Source organism: Myxococcus sp. AM011, from assembly GCF_013372595.1.
GTDB lineage: Bacteria > Myxococcota > Myxococcia > Myxococcales > Myxococcaceae > Myxococcus > Myxococcus eversor.
Genome location: NZ_JABXEM010000040.1, coordinates 16,169 through 36,354, shown reverse-complemented (window position 1 = coordinate 36,354; position 20,186 = coordinate 16,169). Strand labels below are relative to the sequence as shown.

13 protein-coding genes are annotated in these 20,186 nt (G+C 70.0%); 5 read left to right on the top strand and 8 right to left on the bottom strand.

Annotation, left to right across the window (positions count from 1 at the left end):
• The first annotated feature begins 360 nt into the window (after positions 1–360).
• From HUW62_RS11120 to HUW62_RS11110, 3 genes are all read left to right on the top strand, one after another.
• On the top strand, positions 361–1,974 hold the full coding sequence (locus tag HUW62_RS11120) for a hypothetical protein (RefSeq protein WP_368670385.1): 1,614 nt from the start codon (positions 361–363) through the stop codon (positions 1,972–1,974).
• 495 nt (positions 1,975–2,469) lie between these two features.
• Positions 2,470–2,979: a hypothetical protein gene (locus tag HUW62_RS11115; RefSeq protein WP_176434402.1), complete on the top strand. Its 510-nt coding sequence runs from the start codon at positions 2,470–2,472 to the stop codon at positions 2,977–2,979.
• Between the two features lie 346 nt (positions 2,980–3,325).
• Positions 3,326–4,174, top strand: coding sequence for an EamA family transporter (locus tag HUW62_RS11110; protein ID WP_163866481.1), 849 nt, complete (start codon positions 3,326–3,328; stop codon positions 4,172–4,174).
• Positions 4,175–4,305: 131 nt separating this feature from the next.
• Here HUW62_RS11110 and HUW62_RS11105 read toward each other — a convergent pair whose 3' ends face one another.
• The 8 genes from HUW62_RS11105 to HUW62_RS11070 are packed head-to-tail and all read right to left on the bottom strand — an operon-like array spanning position 4,306 to position 15,719.
• Positions 4,306–6,225, bottom strand: a complete 1,920-nt coding sequence (locus HUW62_RS11105; protein WP_176434401.1) for a tetratricopeptide repeat protein — start codon at positions 6,223–6,225, stop codon at positions 4,306–4,308.
• Positions 6,225–6,863, bottom strand: a complete 639-nt coding sequence (locus HUW62_RS11100; protein ID WP_176434400.1) for a hypothetical protein — start codon at positions 6,861–6,863, stop codon at positions 6,225–6,227. Before HUW62_RS11100 ends, HUW62_RS11105 begins: the two co-directional genes overlap by 1 nt.
• Positions 6,860–7,378, bottom strand: coding sequence for a hypothetical protein (locus HUW62_RS11095; RefSeq protein WP_176434399.1), 519 nt, complete (start codon positions 7,376–7,378; stop codon positions 6,860–6,862). The genes HUW62_RS11100 and HUW62_RS11095 overlap by 4 nt, the downstream gene beginning before the upstream one ends.
• Positions 7,375–10,647, bottom strand: coding sequence for a tetratricopeptide repeat protein (locus HUW62_RS11090; protein ID WP_176434398.1), 3,273 nt, complete (start codon positions 10,645–10,647; stop codon positions 7,375–7,377). Before HUW62_RS11090 ends, HUW62_RS11095 begins: the two co-directional genes overlap by 4 nt.
• Positions 10,644–12,374, bottom strand: a complete 1,731-nt coding sequence (locus HUW62_RS11085; RefSeq protein WP_176434397.1) for a hypothetical protein — start codon at positions 12,372–12,374, stop codon at positions 10,644–10,646. Before HUW62_RS11085 ends, HUW62_RS11090 begins: the two co-directional genes overlap by 4 nt.
• A complete protein-coding gene (locus HUW62_RS11080) occupies positions 12,371–13,006 on the bottom strand; it encodes an outer membrane beta-barrel domain-containing protein (protein ID WP_163866487.1) in 636 nt (211 codons plus the stop codon). The genes HUW62_RS11085 and HUW62_RS11080 overlap by 4 nt, the downstream gene beginning before the upstream one ends.
• A gap of 55 nt (positions 13,007–13,061) precedes the next feature.
• Positions 13,062–15,278 (bottom strand): AgmX/PglI C-terminal domain-containing protein, encoded by a 2,217-nt coding sequence (locus HUW62_RS11075; protein WP_176434396.1) that lies wholly within the window; start codon positions 15,276–15,278, stop codon positions 13,062–13,064.
• A 39-nt stretch (positions 15,279–15,317) separates the two neighbouring features.
• Positions 15,318–15,719 (bottom strand): hypothetical protein, encoded by a 402-nt coding sequence (locus HUW62_RS11070; protein WP_240356447.1) that lies wholly within the window; start codon positions 15,717–15,719, stop codon positions 15,318–15,320.
• Positions 15,720–15,954: 235 nt separating this feature from the next.
• On the opposite strand from HUW62_RS11070, the gene HUW62_RS11065 reads away from it, so the two are divergent.
• Both HUW62_RS11065 and HUW62_RS11060 read left to right on the top strand, forming a co-directional pair.
• Positions 15,955–18,324 carry an MtsA protein gene (locus HUW62_RS11065; protein WP_176434394.1) on the top strand — a complete coding sequence of 790 codons (2,370 nt, stop codon included), beginning with the start codon at positions 15,955–15,957 and terminating at the stop codon, positions 18,322–18,324.
• Positions 18,325–18,467: 143 nt separating this feature from the next.
• Entirely contained in the window at positions 18,468–20,060 is a 1,593-nt protein-coding gene (locus HUW62_RS11060; RefSeq protein WP_176434393.1) for a thrombospondin type 3 repeat-containing protein, read from the top strand.
• Positions 20,061–20,186 lie beyond the last annotated feature (126 nt).

Below are 20,186 nucleotides of genomic sequence, written 5' to 3'. Positions count from 1 at the left end.
TTTCGCAGGTTGCTTCTCGCGGGGGTGTGCGGCGAACCCGGCCTCCCTCCATGTCGCACCGCCGGGCGCCCGCCCCCGCGAGGAGCGTTTTTTGATGCGGCGTCACGTCTCGCTGCCTGCTCGCCTCCAAGGCTCAAGCAGACGGGCAGGCTGACGTTGTCGGATGGCTGACATGGTTTCACCGCGGATGCGGGCAGGCAGGGGACCCCCGCGCCTCCTGCTCATGCTGTCCTTCGAGGAGACCGTGTTGTCCTGCCGCGAACCCGTCACCAGCGTGGCGGGCGTGGAGGTGGCACGGCGTTGGGTTTCAAGTCGGTGTTTCGCACGGGTGGGTGGGCGCTCGTGCTCTAGGCGCTGGGCGTGACGCTGCTGGCCTGTGGTGGCGCGGGCTCGGGGGAGGAGACGTCGTGTGATGCGGCTTGCGAGGCTTCCGATGAAGCCTGCCGGCTGGCCGCGTGCTCCGGCGCACCCGATGAGTCGGTGAAGGCGCAGGCCGACTGCTCCGCGCTTCCCACTGGAGGTCGGTGTCTGGGGCCGCGCGTGGTGGAGCGCTGTGCCGACGGGCAGCTTTCGCGCGTGGACTGCGCGGCGGGCGAGGCCTGTGTCGAATCCGAGTCGGGTGGCGGTGCTCGCTGTGAGGTCGGTGCGGCCTGTGTGGAGAGCACGTCGCGTTGCTCGGCCACGGGGGCGGTGGAGCGATGCTCGGCGGGGCGTTGGCTGGAGGAGCCGTGTGAGGCGGGCTGTGTCGCGGAGGGGAACCGGGGCTGGTGTGGTGCACCGGGACGGACGCTGAGTGGCATCGCCCGCTATGAGCGGCGCCTGCCCGATGCGGCCTTCCATGACTGGACGTCGGAGACGGAGTGGGTGCCGGCGCGTGGCTTCCTCGTCGCGTCCTTTCAGGCAGGCTCGCTCATCGACCTGGGGGTGACGGACGGGGTGGGTCGCTTCACCGTGCGCCTGCCGACGGAGGTGGGCCCGGAGGACCTCGTCGTCGTGTACGCGGCGGGGCAGGGGAAGAAGGGCACGGTGGACTACGCGGTGGCGGACCCGGGCTTGTCCGGTGCGCAGGTGCTGCCCGTGACGCCAGGTGCCTCCGCGCGATTGTGGAGCTGGGCTCGGCCGACGCAGGCGCTGCTGGAGTCGCCCGTGGTCGCCATCGAGGAGTCGGAGGGGTCAGGCGCGGCGGCGGTGTTCGAGGCGGTGAGCGCGGCGTGGAACAGCACGCGTGAGCGCTATGGACGCACCGGGCTGCCCGTGGTGGCGTGGTTGGGTTTCGGTACGACATGGTCTTGTGGAGCGTGCTTCGCGCCGTGGCAGGTGACGGCGGCGGGGCGACGCTGGGGCGCACAGTTGTGGTTGCCGGGAGACGCTGACGCCGCGTGGTGGTCCGAGGCGATGGTGCTCCACGAGTTGGGCCACTGGGCGATGGCGAGCCATGGGACGAGTCCCTCCGAGGGTGGTCCTCATTACGTCGGCGTGCCCACCTTCCCGGGACAGGCGTGGAGCGAGGGATGGGCCACGTGGTTCAGCTCCGACACGCGCGGCAATCCCCGCTACTACGACAGGCAGGGCGGGACGATGTTCTGGTTGGACCTGGAGACGCGCTCGCCGGAGCTGGCCTCGTGGTCTCGACCGCGGCCCGAGGAGGGACTGCTCCAGCCGATTGAAGAGAACGAGGTGGCCGCGATGCTCTATCGGCTGGGCACTGGCACGTCGTCACGGCAGGCCATGTATGAGGCGCTCGCGGCTCCGTCGATGAACCTGGCGCCGTGGGCGCGGGGGTATCGCAAGCACACGTGGCGGATGGTGGAGGGGAAGCAGGTGGACGTGGTGGAGACGGCGGAGGCCGCGCCGTGTCTCGCGGACTTCCTGGACACGTTGATGTGCAAGGGCTACCCGCGCGCCTTGATGGACGCCGCCACCGAGCCGACCGTGGCGTATCCGTATCCCAGTCATGACCCCCTGTGCCGGTGAAGCCGTGATGCGCATCTTGGTGAAGCAGGGGCCCGTTCTGGAGTCCGTGGTGTCGATGATGAAGCGTGTCTGGCGGGACGGTCAGGAGGCCCTCGTTCACCGGGGTGTTGTTTCGATGGTGGGGCTCGTTGCCCGGGTTCGCGAGGGAGCGTGCTCATGACCTCGCGACGACGCATCGCGGGTGCGGTGCTGGCCCTGGCACTGATTGGAGCGCTCTCGGCGGGAGTGGCCTCAGGGGTGGAGCGAGCCCGAGGCAAGCCGCGCAAGCCTCCCGAGCCTCCGCCTCCCTTCTCCCAGCGAGATGACGCGCCATCACACGGGCCTCGTCAGGACGAGGATGCATCGCGGCTCACGACGCGGACTCAGGCTGCTCCAGTGTTACCTTCGAGAACGCTGTCGGCGGCACATGTGTCGACCGCGTCACCACCGAAGGTGAACTCGGGTGGGGAACGACAGGGGCGCGAGGCCGTCCACATCGCGCCCAGGCGAGGTGTCGTGGTGGGCGAAGAACCCACGGAAGAATCCCCGGAAGAGACCACGGCCACGGAGTTGAGCGGAGGCTCCTTGGCGGGGCTCACCACGCGAGTGCCCGCGCCGATGCGCGTGAGCTGGCGCGTGGTGGACGCCGAGGCGGGAGGGCTCCGGCTCGTGGCCGAGGTCGAACGAAGGGCGGGCTTCAACGTGCCCATCGCGGTGAGCATCGTGCTGCCGCCGGAAGCGCGGCTCGTCGAAGGGATGACGGAGTTCGTTCTCCCGGAAGGCACTGGGGAGGACGTGCGCGCGGTGCCTTGTGTGGTGAGCGTGATGCAGGGCGTGGTGCCGCCGACGGACCTCGTGCTGGTGGCCCATGCGGAAGGCTCGGCCTTCGGTGCCCATGCGGAGGCGCGCTACACCTTCGGACGACAGAGTCTCGTCGACAGGCGTCCGTCGCCCACGGGCCCCGTGCTGCCAGCGCGCTTCGTTTCGGGCGATGCGCCGGAGTCCGATGAGGATGATGCTCCCTGAGTTGGTATCGCCCTGTTCGCAGAGGACGGGGTGAGCTGATTGCTTCGTCGCGGGCAGAGCGCAGTGCCCTGAGATGCAGGCGCTTCGCGGAGCGGCGGCCGTCGCTCCCGGAGCCGGCTCTGCTTGCTTCGTCGCGTGCGAGGCATCGCTTCCGAACAGTCATCTCCCGATTCAGCGTCATCAGGTGTCCGCCGCACGCGCCACGCCTGCTCGTTTCCCCTCGGAGGGGACGCCAAGGTTCTTCGCGGCTTCCAGCGGGAATGCCGCCCCCGCCGCATGAGGACTGCGAGACGCGCTGGGACGCGCTACATACGGGCTCACTTCCGCGGTCGAGGAGCCACGTCCGTTGCAAACCGCTGCCCTGGGATTGGTGCTGGTCTCCGCGTTCCTCCACGCGTCATGGAACGCGATGCTCAAGCGGCATCCGAACCCCGAGGCGGGCGTCGTGGGCGTCATCATGGTGGCGGTGGTGGGCGGTGGCCTGTGGGCACTCGGGATGCGAGGAGAGGCCTTCCCGTCCACGAGGGGGCTGGTCTGGGCGCTCGGGGCAGGAGCGTGTGAGAGCGTCTATCTGGCGGCGCTCTCCCGTGCGCTGAACCGCGCTCCGCTGGGGCTCGCGTACACGGTGTCACGCGGCGGCGCGATGTTGCTGGTCTGGCCCGTGTCCGTGCTGGCCCTGGGCGAGTCCGTCTCCGCGTGGACCGTCACGGGAGCAGTGGTGCTGGGCGGTGGGCTCGCGGTGATGCACCTGTCTCGGCCCACGGGGCGCGCGGCTTCCGGAGTCGCGTGGGCCGCGCTGTCGGCGGTGGCCATCGCGGGCTATCACCTGAGCTACAAGATGGCGCTCTCCGAAGGCGCGCAGCCTCCGGCACTCTTCACCACGGGCCTGCTCGTCGCGCTGCCCGTGCTGCTGCTGGAGCGGAGTCGACAGATGGGATGGGCCGGCCTCCAGAGAGAAGCATGGAGCCGTCCCGGACTGGTCGTCTTCGCGGGAGCCATCTGCATGCTGTCGTTCGCGCTGCTGCTCTCGGCGCTGAACGACAGCGGGGCAGGGGCGGTGCTCACGCTGCGCAACACGTCCATCGCCTTCGCGCTGGCACTGGCCGCGCTTCAGGGTGAACGACTCGGACGTCGCCAGCTGGCGGGCGCGGCCCTGGTCTCCGTCGGAGCGGTGTTGCTGGGCATGCCCACGTAGCCGGTCGCTGCCGCTACGGCTCCACGATGAGGGTGGGGCCATGCGAAGCCGTCGAGCGGGCTCCGCGAAGAACGATGCTCCACGTCAGCCCTCCCCGCCGGAGCGGGAAGGGCCTCGCGAAGCCGTCGTACCTACTCCGCCTTCGCTGAAGCACCCAGCCGCTTCAAGGCGAGCTGCGCGTCCTCATGGTTCGGCTGGAGCTTCAGCGCCGCCTCATACTCCTGCTTCGCCTCATCCAGCCGCTTCGACGCCTCCAGGAGCTGCCCCAGCGCGTTGTGCGGCTCGGCGAAGGTCGGGTCCACCTGAGAGGAGCCCCGGAAAGACTTCTCCGCGTCCTTCGCGTTGCCCTGCTGGTACAGCGCGTGCCCCAGATACAGCAACAACAGCGAGTTGCGAGGCTCCACCGCCAGCGCGTCGCTCAGCACCTTGCGAGCCTTCGCGCCGTCGCCACCGCGCAGATACAGGAAGCCCAGCTCGGCCCGCGCTTCAATCTGCGCCGGGTCCTTCGCCACCACTTCCTCCAGCTCCGTCACCGCCAGGTCCGGACGACCGCGCCGCGAGTGGACGATGCCCAGCCGCGCCAGCGCCGCCGTGTCCGCCTCCTCGCCCTCCTTGGGCCGCAGGTACGTCTCCGCGCCCGGATAGTCCCCCATGGCCATCAGCAGGTCCGCCAGGGCCAGCTTCGCCACGCGGTGGTTCGGGTCCTCCTTCAGGATCTCCAGGTACAAGGGCTGCGCCTTCGCCGACACGCGCTTCTTCGCGTACGTGTCCGCCAGCGCCAGCCGGTTCTCCACCGTGGGCGCCAGCGCGATGCATTCCTCGTACTGCGCAATCGCGCCGTCCAGGTCACCCTTGGCCTTCAACGCCTCGGCGTAGCCCGACTTCGCGGCGGCATCCTTGGGGAACGCCTCCACCGCCGTCTTCAGCGTGGCCACGGCCTCCTCGGCCTTGCCCAGCGACAGGTACGCACGCGCGAGGCCCTGATACGCCTCCGTCGTCCGCTTCCCGTCGTCGGTGCTCTTCTCGATGGCCTTCTTGAACGCCTCCACCGCCTGCTTCTTCTTGCCCTGCTCCAGGTACAGGTGGCCCAGCTGCGTGTACGGCCCGCTGGACCGACGCGGCTCCAGCACCAGCGCCTTCTCGAAGGACTTGGTGGCGCGTACGTTGTCGCCCAGCTGGTAGTAGGCGAGCCCCAGGTTGAAGTGGGCCTCCGCGTACTTCGAGTCGGCCGCGATGGCCTTGAGGAACGCCTCGGTCGCCTTGCGCGGGTCGCCCTTCTCGTTCAGCGCCACGCCCAGGTTGTTCTGCGCGCGCGCGTGCTTCGGGTCGGCGGCGATGGCGCGCTGGTACTCCGCGATGGCGCCGTCGAAGTCGTTCTCCCGCAGCAGCAGGACGCCCAGGTTGTAGTGCGCCTCCGCGTCGCCCAGCTTCTCGCGCGTGGCCTCGCGCAGCGTCTCCTTGGCCTCGCCGTTGAGCCCCTTCTCCGCCAGCGCCTTGCCCAGGTTGACGCGAGCGACGTTCAGCTTGGAGTCCATCTTCAGCGCTTCACGGTACGCCTCGATGGCGTCGTCCGTGCGGTTGGCGCGCTGGAGCGCCTCGCCCAGGTTGAAGCGCAGCTCCGCGTCCTTCGGAGAGAGCTCCACCGCCATCGAGTACTGGCTGATGGCCACATCATTCTCGTCCAGCACGCGGGCCAGCAGGCCCCGCTCCGAGCGCAGCGACGCGTCCTCGGGGAACGCCGCGATGGCCTGGTCCAACAGCGTGCGCGCCGCCTCCGCGTCGCCCGCCAACCGCAGCGCCCGACCCAGCGCCAGCCTCGGCGGAATCAGGTCCGGCTCCACCTCCACCAGCTTCTTCAGCGGCTCCACGGCCTTCTTCGGCTTGTTCAGCGCGAGGAAGGCCGTGCCCAGGCGGTAGAGCGCATCCGCGTCGTCCGGAGACGCGCGCAGCCGTGCACTCTCCACCGCGGCGGTGCGCTCGAGCGCGGCCGCGTCCGGCGGAGGCGCCTGGGCGGTGAGCAACTGGAGGACTAGGACGCCGGCTTTCGTCATCACAGGTTCTCCACGTAGGGACTGGCACGCGCGTCGAACGTCTTCTTGGCGAGGGCCGTCTTCTTGGCCTCCCAAGCCTCTCGCGTCGTCTTCTCTTCCTTCTGTTCCTCGGAGAGGTCGGCGAGCTCTTCCTTCACCTCCGCCTCACACTCGGCCACCTGCTCCTCGAACTCCTTCGGGTCCAGCTTCTCGCTGCCTTCGACCTTCGCCTTGCGCGCGGCCGTCAGCTTGGCGAACTCGAACTTGGCGAAGGCGCAGTTGCGAGACAGCTCCGACACGTCACGCAGGCCCACCGACAGCCGCTGCTTGGCGCGCAGGTACTCCACGCGGGCCTCGGACTCCTCGATGGCCAGCTTCGCCACCTCGCGGGAGACCTCGTCCGTCGCGCGGTCCACCTCGTCCTCCGCCGCCTCCTGGCGGGAGCGGGCGCGGCGGATGTTGTCGCGGGCACGGTCAATCTCGTTGTTGTTCTCGTCCACCTTGTCGACGGCGAGCGCCAGCTCGTTCTCCGCCTCCAGCAGCTCGATGCGGACTTCGAACGGGAGCTTCTTCACCAGCGAGCCGGGCACCTTCATGCCGTAGCTGGGGCCACACGCGGCCAGGAAGAGCGGAAGGGTGAGCAGGACGATGTGCTTCATGGAACGGTCGCCTCGAAGCTGCCGAAGATGGTGCGGCCGGAATAGATGTCGATGCCGTTGATGAAGGTGACGTGGAAGTCACCCGTGACGCGCTGGCCCTGCCCGGTGGGGAGGGTGTCCACCACCAGCGTGCCGCGCTCCAACTGCGGGAAGGCACGCACGGGCTCATCCAGCACGCTGCGGCCGATGACGCCGCGCTGCGCGCCACCTTCCAGGGCCTCGGCCAGGTTGATGGTGAGCCCGCCGGTGTAGCCCTCGGGAATCATGTCCCCCACGCGCGCGCTGACCTTCAGCACGGTGTTCACCCCGGAGCCCTGGGGCGTGACGAAGTTGATGGACAGCTCCCCCTCGGCCAGCACCGCCTCCGCGCGCTTGTACTTCAGGTCCAACAACGGCGACACGCTGCCTTCCAGCGCGCCGCCCTCGTCGCTACACGCGCACAGCCCGGCCACCAGCGCCAGGCTCGCCAGGGCCCTCAGGCCGTGCGCGCGTGTCGGGTGAAGACGCGCGCTCACTTGCACGCCTTCCAGCCCGCGGTGTCCACGTCCGCTCCATTGAGCGAGCCCACGTCCTTGAGGACGGCCAGGTCCCGCCGCGCCCCGTCCACGTCGCCGAAGCGGCAGCGCAGCGCGGCCAGGTTGAGGCGCGCCTTGTCGTAGGTGGGGTCGGAGTCCATCGCCTTGGCGTACGCGGCGCGCGCGCCCATGGCGTCACCCATGTTGAGCAGCGCCCAGCCCAGCGCCGAGTGCGCCGAGGCCTTGGTGTCCTGAAGCTCCGTCACGCGGCCGAACGTCAACTGCGCCACGCCGAACTGACGGGCCTCCAGGTACGCCATGCCCAGCGCTTCCAGCGACTCCACGCTGAGCGTGCGCTCGGCCTTCTTGCGCAGGTCATCCAGCGCGGCCAGTTGCGTGGGCGCGCCCGGCTGGGGCACCGGCAGCGCGGCCTGCTCGGACCGCGAGCGGCAGCCCACCACCGCGGCGCTGAAGACATCCAGCGACTCCGCGCGGGACAGACACGCCTTGAACGCCTCCTCCGAGCGCGACTTCAGCGGGCCGACCTGCTCCTTCACCGCCGCCTGGAACTGCTGCGACTCCGACGCGGACAGGCCCGCCGGCACCGGCGTGGACTCCACGACGTCCGCGATGTGCCCGTAGGCCAGCGCCAGCCGCCACAGCGAGGCCACCGCCCACTCGGGGTAGCCCAGCGACGCGGCCTGCGTGTAGATGCCCTCCAGGCTCTGGAGCGCGGCGACCTTCTCCTCCACCTTGTCCGCCGGCAGGTCCTTGTAGCCGCGGTAGAGAATCTCGCCCAGGTACCACAGGCCCTTGGCCGCCTCCTCCGTCTGGCCGTCGGGGCCCTGCACCGCCGTGGTGAGCGTGGCCACCAGCGCGTCCGCGGACGTCGTGGGCGCGGTGACGGCCTGGACCTCCGCCAGCACCGCCGCCGCTCCCGCGCTGCGCGGGTTCAGCTTCAGCGCGGAGTCCGCCGCCAGCTTCGCGCGCGGGTAGTCCTTCGCCTTCAGCCGCGCCTCGGCCAGCAGCACCAGCACCTCCGACTTGCGCGCGCCGGAGACCTCCGCCGCCGTCTCGAGGTTCCGGGCCGCTTCCTTGTACTCACCCAGCGCCATGCGCAGCCGCGCGCCGGCAAGCCACCCATCCACGCCGGCGATGTCCGCGCCCAGCTTCTGGCCCACCTGCTCGAACCACGTGGCCGCCTCGCCGAACGCCGCCGCTTCCGCCGCGTGCCGGCCGAGCGTCAGGAGCACGTCCGACATGTACTGGCTCTTGGGGTAGTCCTGCGACAGCTTGGTGCCCAGCTCGCGCTCGGCCTGCAGGTCGCGCTTCTCGCGCGCCGCCGTGAAGGCGCCGTACAGGGCCTTCTCGCCGATGTCGCTGTTCTTGTTCTCGTCGGCCACCTTCACGAGACCCTGGATGACGTCGCCCGTCTCCTGGGCGCTCTGCAGCGCCAGCTCGTCCAGCGCCTCGGCGCGGCTCTGGGTGAGGATCTTCTGCACCTCCGCGCGGAAGTTGCCGGGCAGCGGCGAGGTGAGGAACTTCTTGCCCGTCTCGTCCAGGCCCTTGAAGTCGTTGACCTGCCGCAAGCTGTCCAGCGCCAGGTTGCCGGCGACGGTGGCTTCCTTGTGCTGCGGATGGGTGAGGGCGAAGGCGGTGAACAGCTCCGCCGCCTTGGGGTAGTCGCCGTCCTCGTAGAAGGCGCGGGCGATGTTGAACTTCACGTCCAGGACGTTGGGGCTCTTGGGGTAGCGCGACACGTACTCCGCGCCGAGCAGCTTCATCGCCTGACGCGCGTCCGCGACTTCATACGCGTTGCGCTTGAGCGCCTCCTCCGGCTTGAGCGTGGAGAAGTGCGCGAGCAGCGCGGCGTAGAGGGCCTCTTCCTCGCCCTTGACGTCCTTCGCCTTCGCCTCGTAGCGGGCCAGCTCCTCGAACTGACGCGCGGCGCGCGTGTAGTCCTTGGCGGAGAAGAGCGCCTCCGCGCGGTTCTTCATCATCGGCCGCACGTACTGGTCGGGACGGAAGAGGCTCAGGTACGCCTCGTACGCCTCGGCGGTGCTCAGGTAGAGCTCCTTCTCCTCCTTCTTCTGCGCCGCCAGGTGGAGCAGGGTGGCCAGGTCGCGCCCCATCTCCTCCAGCTCCACGAGCTGCTTCTTGCGGTCCACCTCCGCCAGCTCCGGGTCCGTCTTGGACTGCACCGCCGCGCGGACCAGGATGCGCAGGTCCTCGGGCTCCGGCAGCACCTTGCCCTTGGACGCCTTGATGGCGTCGTAGAGCTTCTGGCCTCGCTCCAAATCCAGCTCGGGGTCGTGCTGGATCTCCATCAGCTTGCGCAGCGCGGGGATGGCCCACTCGTACTGCTGCTTGATGAAGTAGCGGTTGCCCAGCTTGTCGAGCGCCAGCGCGTAGGTGGCGCGGCTCTCGCTGAGCTTCTCGAAGTAGTTGAGCGCGCCCTTGGGGGGCTTCGCCTCCGTGTAGCTGTAGACGAGGTCGAGCAGCGCCTCGCGCTTCACGTTGAGCGCCTTCTTCACGTCCATGCCCGGCAGCGGGGCGCTGGCGGCCGCGGCCTCGAAGAACGTCACCGCCTCCGCGTGCTTGGCCTGGTTGACGCGAATCCAGCCCATCTTGTAGCGGGCCAGGTCGTGCACGGGGGATGGCGGGGCCTCGAGAATCGCCTGGTAGTGGCGCTCGGCTTCGACGAGGTCGGCCTTGTCGAAGAAGTGGTCTCCGAGAATCTGCTCCGACTCCAGCCGCAGCGGGCTGTTGGGGAACTTGCGCGTCAGGTCGCCGAGCGTCTTGAGCATCTCGTCGAACTGACCGAGCTCGCGCTGCTCGTGCGCCAGGTAGAACGTCACCTGGTCCCCGTCCTTGAAGTCCGGGTACTCGCGCAGCAGCCGGTAGTACATCTGCACGGCCTTCTGCTTCATCAGCCGCGTCTCGGGGGAGACGATGGCGCCCGAGGCTCCCTCTGGCCGCGACTCGGCCTGGAGGTAGTACACGTAGCGGCTCTTCTCCACGTACAGCTCGGCCAGCCGGAACTGGAGGTCCGGGAGGTACGGCGCGTTGCGGCTCTTGGAGATGAGCTTCTCCGTCTCGCCGATGGCGCGGTCCACCTTGAAGATGTCGCGCTTGAGCTTGGCGATGAACTCGTCGCGCTCCTTCGCCTTGGAGACAATCGGGTTGAGGCCAGGGCCCTCGCGGCCCGCGCCTCCGGGGGACGCCGCCAGCAGGGCAGCGGTAATCAGGCCGGTCAGGTGGCCGGTCATGGGGTCTCCTCGATGCAGCGGCTCTCGATGCTGACCCGGTACGACTTGAGCTCGTCGTTCCAGTATTCGCCGTCGAAGCGGAAGGCGACGCTGTCGGGCGTCAGGAGCTGCTCATCCTCGGGCGCCACGAGTTTCGCGCCCTTCTTCACGCGCTCGTACAGCTTCAATCCCACTTCGTATTCCATCAGTCGAACCTGCTCCGCGGCGCGCAAGAGCGTGTCCGCCTCCTGGCGCACGGCCTCCGCCAGTCGCGCGTCGTACACGCGCACGGCCTCGGCGCGGGACAAGTCGTACAGCTTCGTCAGGTGCGTGAAGAGCCGGTCGCCGAAGCTGCCGGCGTAGCGGCCCAGGCGCTCGCCCTCCAGGTCCAGCGTCTCCACGAAGCGCGAGGCGCGCTGGGTGCCACCGTGCGAGTTGGCCGCGCGGCGCAGGCGGATGTCCTGGGTGAGGTCGTCGCGGTTGTGCACCGCCTCCAGCGAGTCCGCGAACCTGCGCGTCAGCTCCTTCGCGGCGCGCTTGGCGGGCAGGTAGTGGCAGAGGTCGCGGTAGATGAGGGCGCGCAGCAGGTACTTGTCCGGCAGGAACTCGTCGCGGAACGACGGCGCGTCCAGGGTGGTGAGGATGCCCAGCGACGCGCGCAGCTCACCCAGCTTGTAGCGGGTCCACGCTTCTTCCAGGTAGAGGCTGGCGCGGCCCGGGTCCAGCTCCGGCAGCTTCACCAGGTTGTACGCCTCCAGCGCGCCCGGGTAGTCCAGGCGCTCGTAGCGCAGACGGGCCACCGCGAGCGCCGCCTCGTTGCGCGCCTCGCGGGTGAGCTTCTCGTCCTTGGAAAGGCCCAGGAAGTCGGCGATGAGCTCCTCGGAGGGCTCCTTCACCTGCTTGAGCCGGGTGACGAGCAGCGCGAACTTCGCGCGGCTGGCCTCGGCGCTCGTCTCCGACAGCTTGGCGAAGTGCGTGTTGGCCCAGCGCTCGTTGCCCACGCGCAGGTCCACGAGGCCCTGCTGGTAGTGCGCGTACGCGCCCGTCTCCTCGGGGAGGAAGCCCAGGTCCAACGCGCCGAAGACCTGCTCGTCGATCATCACGTCGTCGTGCGGCCGGTCCGTCAGCTCCTTCAGCGTGTCGAGCGCGCGAGGGATGACGTTCGGGTTGGAGCGCTCACGGGCGATGCGCGCCAGGTACGACGCACCCGCGTGTGTCAGCCCCAGGTCGATGAGGCTCCGGGCGAGGAAGTACTGCGCCCAGGCGTAGTTGTCGTCCGTCTTGGGCGCGGCCTGGAGCCAGGCGTAGAGGGGCCCGGCGGCGGCGCGCGGCTTGCCGTCGAAGTAGTCCTTCAACGCCTGGTCGAAGACGCCCGGGTCCACCTTCTGCGGGACGGGCGGCGGCGCCTCGGCGGCGGCCTGCGGCTTCTTGTCGGTGGCGGGAGCCGTCGCGGCGGGCGTGCCCTCGGTGCCGGTTGCCGGCGCACCGGCCTCGGCGCCGGGCGTGGCCGGTGTGCCCTGCGTGGGCTTCGCGCCGGACGCGGCGGGCGCACCTTGCGCGGGCTTCGCGCCGGGCGCGGCGGCGGGCGTACCCGGAGCGGGCTTGGACGCGGCGGCGGGCGTGGCCTTCGCGCCAGAGGGCGGCGGTGGCATGGGCAGCGAGCCACCGCCAGACTGGGCGGGGGCCCTCGCTGGAGACACGACGAGCGCGGCGCTGGCGAGCGCGGCGATGAGTGAGCGAGAGGTCATTCCGTGGCGCCGAAGTTGAACGCGGTACCGAGCTGGACCACGGGGACGTTGATGATGCGCGAGGCCCCCGCGAACACGACGTTGTTCGTCACGTCGAGGCGGAAGGACAGCGTCTTGCCGGAGAACATGCGCACGCCCAGGCCCAGGTTGATGGCGGGGCGGAAGCCGTCCTGGCGATCAATCTTCACCACCGTGCCGCCGCCGATCAGGAACGCCTCGAAGTGCAGCACGGAGCTGTTGAGCACCGCCGTCTTGCCGTAGAGCGGGCTCCACACGAGGTCCGAGCCCACCATCCACTGCACCTGGTCCTCGAACGCGGAGGCGGTGGGGGCCACGTCGAAGTCGCGCTCCAACTGACGGCGCAGCGACGTCTGGATGTTGTAGCTGTAGGTGCCCCGGCCCACCTGCCACGCGAAGGTGTCGCTGAAGTGGTACGTGTACGAGACGCTTCCGGTGAGGCCCTTGTAGAAGGCGTCGGCCGGCAGCACGCCGACCCCGAGGTACAGCTCGTGATTCATCCGGTACTGCCGCTCCTGGATGGCGGAGACGGCGCCGGGATTCTCGAGCGCCTCGGCCTGTGCGCGGGCAAGGCCGGGCGCCAGGAACAAGAGGATGAGCAGGGCGTATCGCACGGTGGGGGCTTCCTGGCGGATGAGCGGAACGAAACGCGGGTGGGGAGAGCCCGCGTCAGTAGCCGACGGAGTTGAAGAGGAACGGGTAGGTGATGATGACCACGCCGCCCTTGGGAGCGGGGAAGGTCCAGGACTTCAGATTGGTGAGGATGCACGCCTCGACGGAGGCATTGCGCAGCGTGGAGGACTTCGTCTTCGCCGCGGCCACGCGGCCGTTGGCGCCGATGGTCCACTCCAGCACCACCTTGCCGGCGAGGCCCGGGTCCTTGAGCAGCGCGCGCTCGTAGCAGCCGTGCACTTCGTTCAGGTGGCTGTTGATGACGCGGGCCACGGCCTCGCGGTCCACGGTGCCCTGGGTGGAGGCGATGCTGCGCGCGGTGGCGCGCGTGACGGTGCCGCCGACCTTCCCCTTGCCCACCGAGCCCACGCCCAGCGCGCCGATGCCGCCGCCGCCCTTGCCGCGCAGCAGCTCCGCGCCCAGCGTCGCGCCGCCGCCCTTGCCGCCGCCGCCCAGGCCGAACGTGCCCAGGCCCGCGTTGGCGATGGGCGCCTTCCCGATGAGGCCCGACAGCTTGTAGTTGGAGTTCTTCACGTTCTTGCTGCCCGGGCCGCTGCCCAGCTTGTCCACGGCGGCGAGCAGGTCATTCGTGGCGGGCCCCGCGGCGGACAGCTTGGCCAGCGCCTTGAGCGCCTTGTTCTCCGCGGCCACGGGCTTGGCGGGCTGCTGCTGCTGCACGGGCGCGGCCTTCTCCACCGGCTTGGGAGGCGCCTTCTCGGCGATCTTCTCCTTGGGCGGCGCCTTCTTCTTGATGGCCTCCAGCTTCTGCTTCGCCTCTTCCTTCTTCTTCGGCTCGGGGGCGATGAGGCGCAGCGCGACGGGCGGCAGGTTCTTCTGCGTGAAGTCCGCCGTCTCCGGCGTCGCGGGCTTGAGCACGATGAACGCGGCCATGACCGCCGCGAAGAGGACGAAGGTCGACAGCGCCAGCCAGGGCAGGCCCTTGAGCGGGTTGATGAACACGCGCGCGGGGATGGGCGCGGCGTAGGCCACCAGCGACATCTGGCCCTGCGTCAGCCGGGCGCCCACGCCCTCGCGCAGGGTGATGAAGCGGCGGCTGCCATCGGACTCCAGCGCGGCGCCGGTGACGGGCGTGAAGCGGCCGTCGGTGCCGCTCTTCTCCACCTCGGTGCCCGGAGGCACGAAGAGGCGGAAGGCGCCGTTGGCCGACTCGGCCAGCGTGAAGGGGCCGGTGCTCTCCGGCAGCGTGAAGCCCCACAGCGGCATCGCCTCCGGGAGGTCCAGCGAGGCCTTCACCGGCAGCTTCTTGTCCGGCTTGAAGCGGCGCGCGTCGCGGCGGACGGTGCCCCAGTACAGCTCCAGGTAGAGTTGGGGGGCGCCCTTGCCCGGGTCCAGGCGGGGCGCGTGCGTGGGCCGCGACACCGTGGCGCGAGCCTCCTGGAGCAGCGGCCCCTGCGGCTCGGGCAGCGCGTCCAACGCGACGTCCGCGAGCAGGTCATCCGCCAGCAGCATGCCGGTGTTGACGGCCTGCGGCGGCTCCTGCGTCACGCGGCGGCGCACGGACGGCACGGTGCCGGCGGGCACGGGCTGGGGGGCCTGCATCGGCACGGGCTGGGGCGCGGCGGCCACGTGGGCCTGGGCGTTGATGGAGGCCTGCGGCGCGTGGGCGACGGGCGCCGGCAGGGGCACCATCGCGGGCGCGGCGGACTGCTGCGGGAAGCTGGCCTGCGTCGCCGCGTGCGCGGGGTGATGCTGCGGCGACGGCACGGCGCGAATCGCGGGCACGGTGGTGGCCAGCGGCTGCGCGGGCGAAGCGTTGGGGCGCAACTGGCGCACGGGCGCGCCCTGCTGCTGCGCGGGGGCCATGGGCTGCGGCGGCGCGGGCTGCGGCGTGCCGAACAGCGCGGCCACTTCTGGCGGCGGCTGCGGCTTGGCCTCCTGCGGCTTCTGGGCGAGCACGCGCGTCTTCAGGACGAACGGGCCGCACAGCACCTCGTCCACCGAGCGGATCTCACACGCGGTGACGCGGTGGCCGTTGACGAACAGGCCCGTGGTGGTGCCCGCGTCCTGGATGGCCGCGCGGCCATTCTGGAAGTAGAGCAACGCGTGGCGCGGCTCCACGGCCGGGTCTTCCAGCCTCAGGTCCGAGGACGGGTCCGAACCGAGCGCATACGTGCCGGGGACGAAGACTTCCGTCCCAACGAGGAGTCCGTCGCGGAGGATGACGACTTGCAGGACGCTGGGCTGGCCGCTCAACGGTGACGCTCCCTTCAAGGGCTGGTGGGCGGTGCTGCCCTACTGGTCGTACACCGTGGCGAGCGTTTCGGCGCGGAAGCTGTCGCGCTCGCGGATCATCGACCGCGTCTTCAGCTCCTTGCGGTCATAGAGATAGACGGCGCCCGACTTGTTCGTCTGGCCCTGGATGAGCCGGTCGTCGAAGTCGATGCGGGACGGGCCGCGCTGCGGCGGCGCCGAGGAAGCGGTGGCGTCCGACTCGCCCGTCACCGGGTCCGTCACGGGCGCGCCCTTGGTTTCAATCTTGGGCGGAGTCTTGGAGCTGGCCTTCTTGCCAGCCTTCGCCTTCGCCGATTTCGCGGAACGGCCGCGGCCTTGGGCCCAGGCGTCGCTCGGGATGAACAGCGTACCGATGCCGAGGAGCTGGGCGACGGCCATGCAGAGGAGGAAGCGTCGCATCATCAACAGGTTAAGCGATGCGTGTATGGACCTGTCAACGCACACTCCAGGGCTGTTCGTGAGACGTGGGTCAACAGGTGTGGGGGGCACTCCACCCCATGTGGGGCGCGTTCTCCACGACAGCACTTGCTCGTTGCCGGCCGAACGGAAAGATGTCGTGCCGCTCCGTGTCTGAAGTCGGTGCCCAACCGGGCAAGCACCAGGAGAATCGTCGTGGCCTCGCGCCGGAGGTGGGAGGATGCTCCTCGCGAAAGGCACCGGGACACGATTGACGAGCGCGGCGCGAAGAGGGGCAGTGCTGGCGGTGGGCGTGGTGCTGTGGAGCGCCGCGGGGGTCGTGGGCTATCGCCTGAGCACGCGCGGCGAGCGGGCCTCCTCGCCGAACGCCGCTGCGTCGGCCTCCTCGGGAACCGCGCCCAGGCTGGAGGCGGTAGGGCCCCGGCTCACCAGCAATGAGACCTCGCAGCCCCTGTCCGTCCATGGCGCGCGGCTGGTAGCGGGATTGCGTCTGTCACTCGGTCCACCCCTGTCACGCGAGCTGCCGTTGACGGTGGTGGATTCGAGCCATGCCTTCACCCGGCTGCCCTCGGACGTGACGCTGCCGGAGGACATGCCCCAGGCGCTGGTGGAGGCCCGGCTGGTGTCGGGCGGGGGGGCTCCCGGCGAAGGGACTCTCCTCGAAGGGAGCGCCTGGCTCACCATCGTGAATGACCGTGCCTTCCCCGACCTGACGGGGATGGTGGCGTCGCCGGATGGGCGCACGCTGTTCATCGTCTCGCCGCCCACGGACACGGTGTACTCGCTGGATGTAGGCACGGGCCGCGTGGAGCGGCTCGCCGTGGGGGACGGGCCCTCCGCGCTGGCCACGTGGAAGGATGCTCGCGGCCAGTCCTTCCTGGGCGTCGTCCACCGCTACCAGCCGGAGCTGCGGGTGTTCGCGCTGGACTCCGCGAGCGAGCCGCGGGTGCTGCCCGCGCCCCTGGGCGCCTCCGGGCTGGAGGTGGACGGCGCGAAGGGCGTGGCCTTCGTCGCGGAGCAGGTGAGGGACACCGTGCGGGCCCTGTCGCTCGAGGACGGTCGCGAAAAGTGGGCCGTGCCGGTGGACCCCAATCCGCGCGCGCTCGCCCGGTGGAAGGACGTGCTCGCGGTGGGCAGCCTCCAGACGGGGCAGTTGGAGCTGCTGCGTCAGAAGGACGGCTCGCGCGTCTTCACGGTGGTGCCCGGGCCGGGCGTGGCCATCGTCGGAGGCAACACCGAGCGCTTCCGCGCCCAGGTGATGGGAGGCAAGGCGCCGCGCACGGTCATCGCGAGCGAGAAGCTGGGCCGCCTCTTCATGGCGAGCCTGGGCCCCAATGTCGGGCCCAACCCGCAGCGCATGGAGGTGAGCAACAACAGCGGCGTGGCCGTCATCGACCCGGCGCGTGGCGACTATGTGAGACACCGGGGCTTCGGCGCGGGCGTGACGGAGGGGCTGGCGCTCGACGAGGCCACCGGGCTGCTCTACGCGGCGGATGTAGGAATCGGCTGGGTGCGGGTGATTGACGCCCGGGCGCTCATCTCCGGCGACGACACGGTGGCGCGCGGCGCCGTCCTCCAGAAGATTTCGCTGATGCCTCCGGAAGGGACGCCGCGCATCCGCCCGGCGGAGGATTTCGCGACGAAGGGACGTGCGGGCGAGGAGCTGCACTCGGGGCCGCGCTCGCTGGTGCTCTCGCCCGACGGCGCCACCCTCTATGTCCTCAACCGCTTCACCCACGAGGTGGCGGTGGTGGACGTGCGCGACGCGGGCAGGAAACGGCCGCTGGCGGTGACGCGGCGGCTGCCAATCGTCGAGTCGCGCGCGCAGGCCAAGCGCCGGCTGGGACAGGTCCTCTATTACGCGGACCTGGGCCGCACGGGCATCACCTGCGATGGGTGTCACATCGAGGGGCACACCGGCGGCGTCTTCTATGAAAAGACGAAGCCCAACCGAATCTACCGCTCACCGACGGTGCTGGGCAGCCGCGACACGCCGCCCTTCTTCACGCCCGCCAGCCAGCACAGCCTGGCTGAGACGGCGAGCTTCGTGGGCGCGCGAAACCGCTTCCACAATCCGGACCCCTCTCCTTCAGAGGTGGAGGCGCTCACCCTCTATACGTCGCTGATGGCGACCCCACCCAACCCGTACCGGGGCGAGGACGGCGCGCCGCTGGAGACGGTGACGCTCCCGGATGGACACGTGGGGCGTCCGGCTCGCGGGCGCGCGCTGTTCGAGGGACGCGGCGGGTGCCTCGCGTGCCATCCCGCGCCGCTCTACACGCTGGACCAGGACCCCGCGACGCGAGGCCAGTACCTGGATGTGGGCACTCCCGTGGCGCTGCCGCTGCGCATCGAGCTCCAGGATTTGATGGTGGGCGCGGCGCCGCCTTCGCTGGTGGGCACGTGGGACATGTGGCCGTTGCTCACGAGTGCCACCGCGGGCTACGCGGTGAAGGATGGCCGGCTGGTGGTGGACACGCGCTTCCCCTTGAGGACCGTGCTGGAGACGGCCGGACCCGCGCACGGTGATGCTCGCGCCTTCAGCGCGGAGGAGCGGGACGACGTGCTCGCCTTCCTGCTCACATTGTGAGCGCGCGCCGGAACTCCGCGCGTCCGGCTTTCCGTGGCGGGGCGAAATTACGGCCCGCGGTGTGTGCAAGCATCTGAAGAATTCGACGCGGACGCCGCTGTCACTTGCGTTGTCGTGGGGGGCTGCGGTCTACAATCCATCCGATGCGCCCCCTTCCGCGCTCCGCGTGGCCGCTGCTCCCCATCCTGCTCCTGTCCTGCTCCGACGCGGGCCTCTATGCCATCGACGGGCGTGGGGCCAACCGTGGTGACCGCGCCAACTTCTCCGGCACCGTCTGTGTCCCGCTCGCGGGCGGCGACGCGTTTCCCACCAAGGTCCTCTTCGCGCTGCAGGGCGGCGAGGGCGTGGAGACGGAAATCGTGGGCTACGCCACGGATGGCCTGTCCACGCTCTCCAGTCGCTTCTCCGGCCCGTTCGTGAAGTTCGGCCTCGTCGCCTACCACTCGGTGGCCACCGGAATCCTCGGCGGCTTCTCCGACGCGGCGGACTTCCAGGCCGCGCTGCCGCGCTTCGCCACCTATCAAGAGACGGGGCCCATCAGCGTCCGCTCCTCGCTGCGGCTGGCGAAGACGCTCCTGTCCGGCGACATGCAGACGGCGTGTCGCGGCGAGGTGGCCCGCACGCGCTACATGGTGGTCGTCGTGGTACGCAGCCAGGATACGAGCTGCTCCAACCCGGCCTTCAACATCGGCCTGGACGCGGCCTGCAACGCGCTGACGGACAAGATCGCCTGCAGCGAGTGCGAGCTCACCGCCGTCACCGGCGAAATCAAGGCGCTGGCCCAGCAGTACGGCGCGGGCGAGGTGGTGGTGCAGCCCATCTATGTCCGTGGCGCCGTGGCGGACCCCTCCACGCGCGCGCATGTCGCGGCCATCGCCCATGCCGGCGGCACCCAGGTCATCGAGACGGACGCGGTGGGGCTGTCCCCCACGCTCAGCGGGCTGAGGTACTCGGCGCGCACGAACACCCTCAAGCTCAAGCGCTTCCTCGCCTTCAACCGCAACGTGGTGGTGCGCGCCGGCCAGCTGCTCGTCGACAGCGACGGTGACGGCCTTCCCGACGTGGACGAGGACGCGCTCGGCACGGACCCGTTGCTGCTCGACACGGACCAGGACGGGCTGATGGATGGCATCGAGGTCCGGGTGGGGTTGGATCCACTCGTCCCCGACGTCATCAACGGCTGCAGCATCTCCCTGGACGAGGACGGCGACCGGCTCAACACCTGCGAGGAGCGCGTGCTGGGCACCAACCCCTGTATCGGCGACACCGACGGCGACACCATCCCGGACCTGGTGGAGGCGCTGTCCCAGTTGAACCCGCTGGTGCCGGAGGACCTGCTCGACTCGGACCGCGACGGGCTGACCAACATCGCGGAGATTGAGGCCCACGGCGATCCGCTCAGCGCCGACCTCGACTTCCACCGCGAGCGCGGCTACGGCTACGACCTGGTGGAGACGGACCCCACCATTGACGGCCGCACCTGCTACGCGACGCGCGTGGAGAACGTCTCCCTCGTCGCGACGCGCGAGCGGCCCCACCCGCTCATCCCGGGCGAGGTCATCCCCGCGGGTACCAACGAAATCTACCTCTACCTCCAGGCCGGCCGGGACAATGACCCGCGCGGCGCCGGCATCGGCTCGCTGCTCATCCAGCCCATCCAGTACGACAAGGACGAGGGACGCACCCCCTCCGGCATCCTTCCCCTCGACCCCGAGGCCTTCATCCTCGGAACGTGATCCACCCGTAAGTGGGGGGTCTGCCCCTCGCTTGGACTGGGGCGTTCCCCCCACACCCCCGGTCCTCACCCTGATGCGCCGTGCACAAATGCCTGAAACCACTGGAGTTCGCTTCGGGCAAAGGTG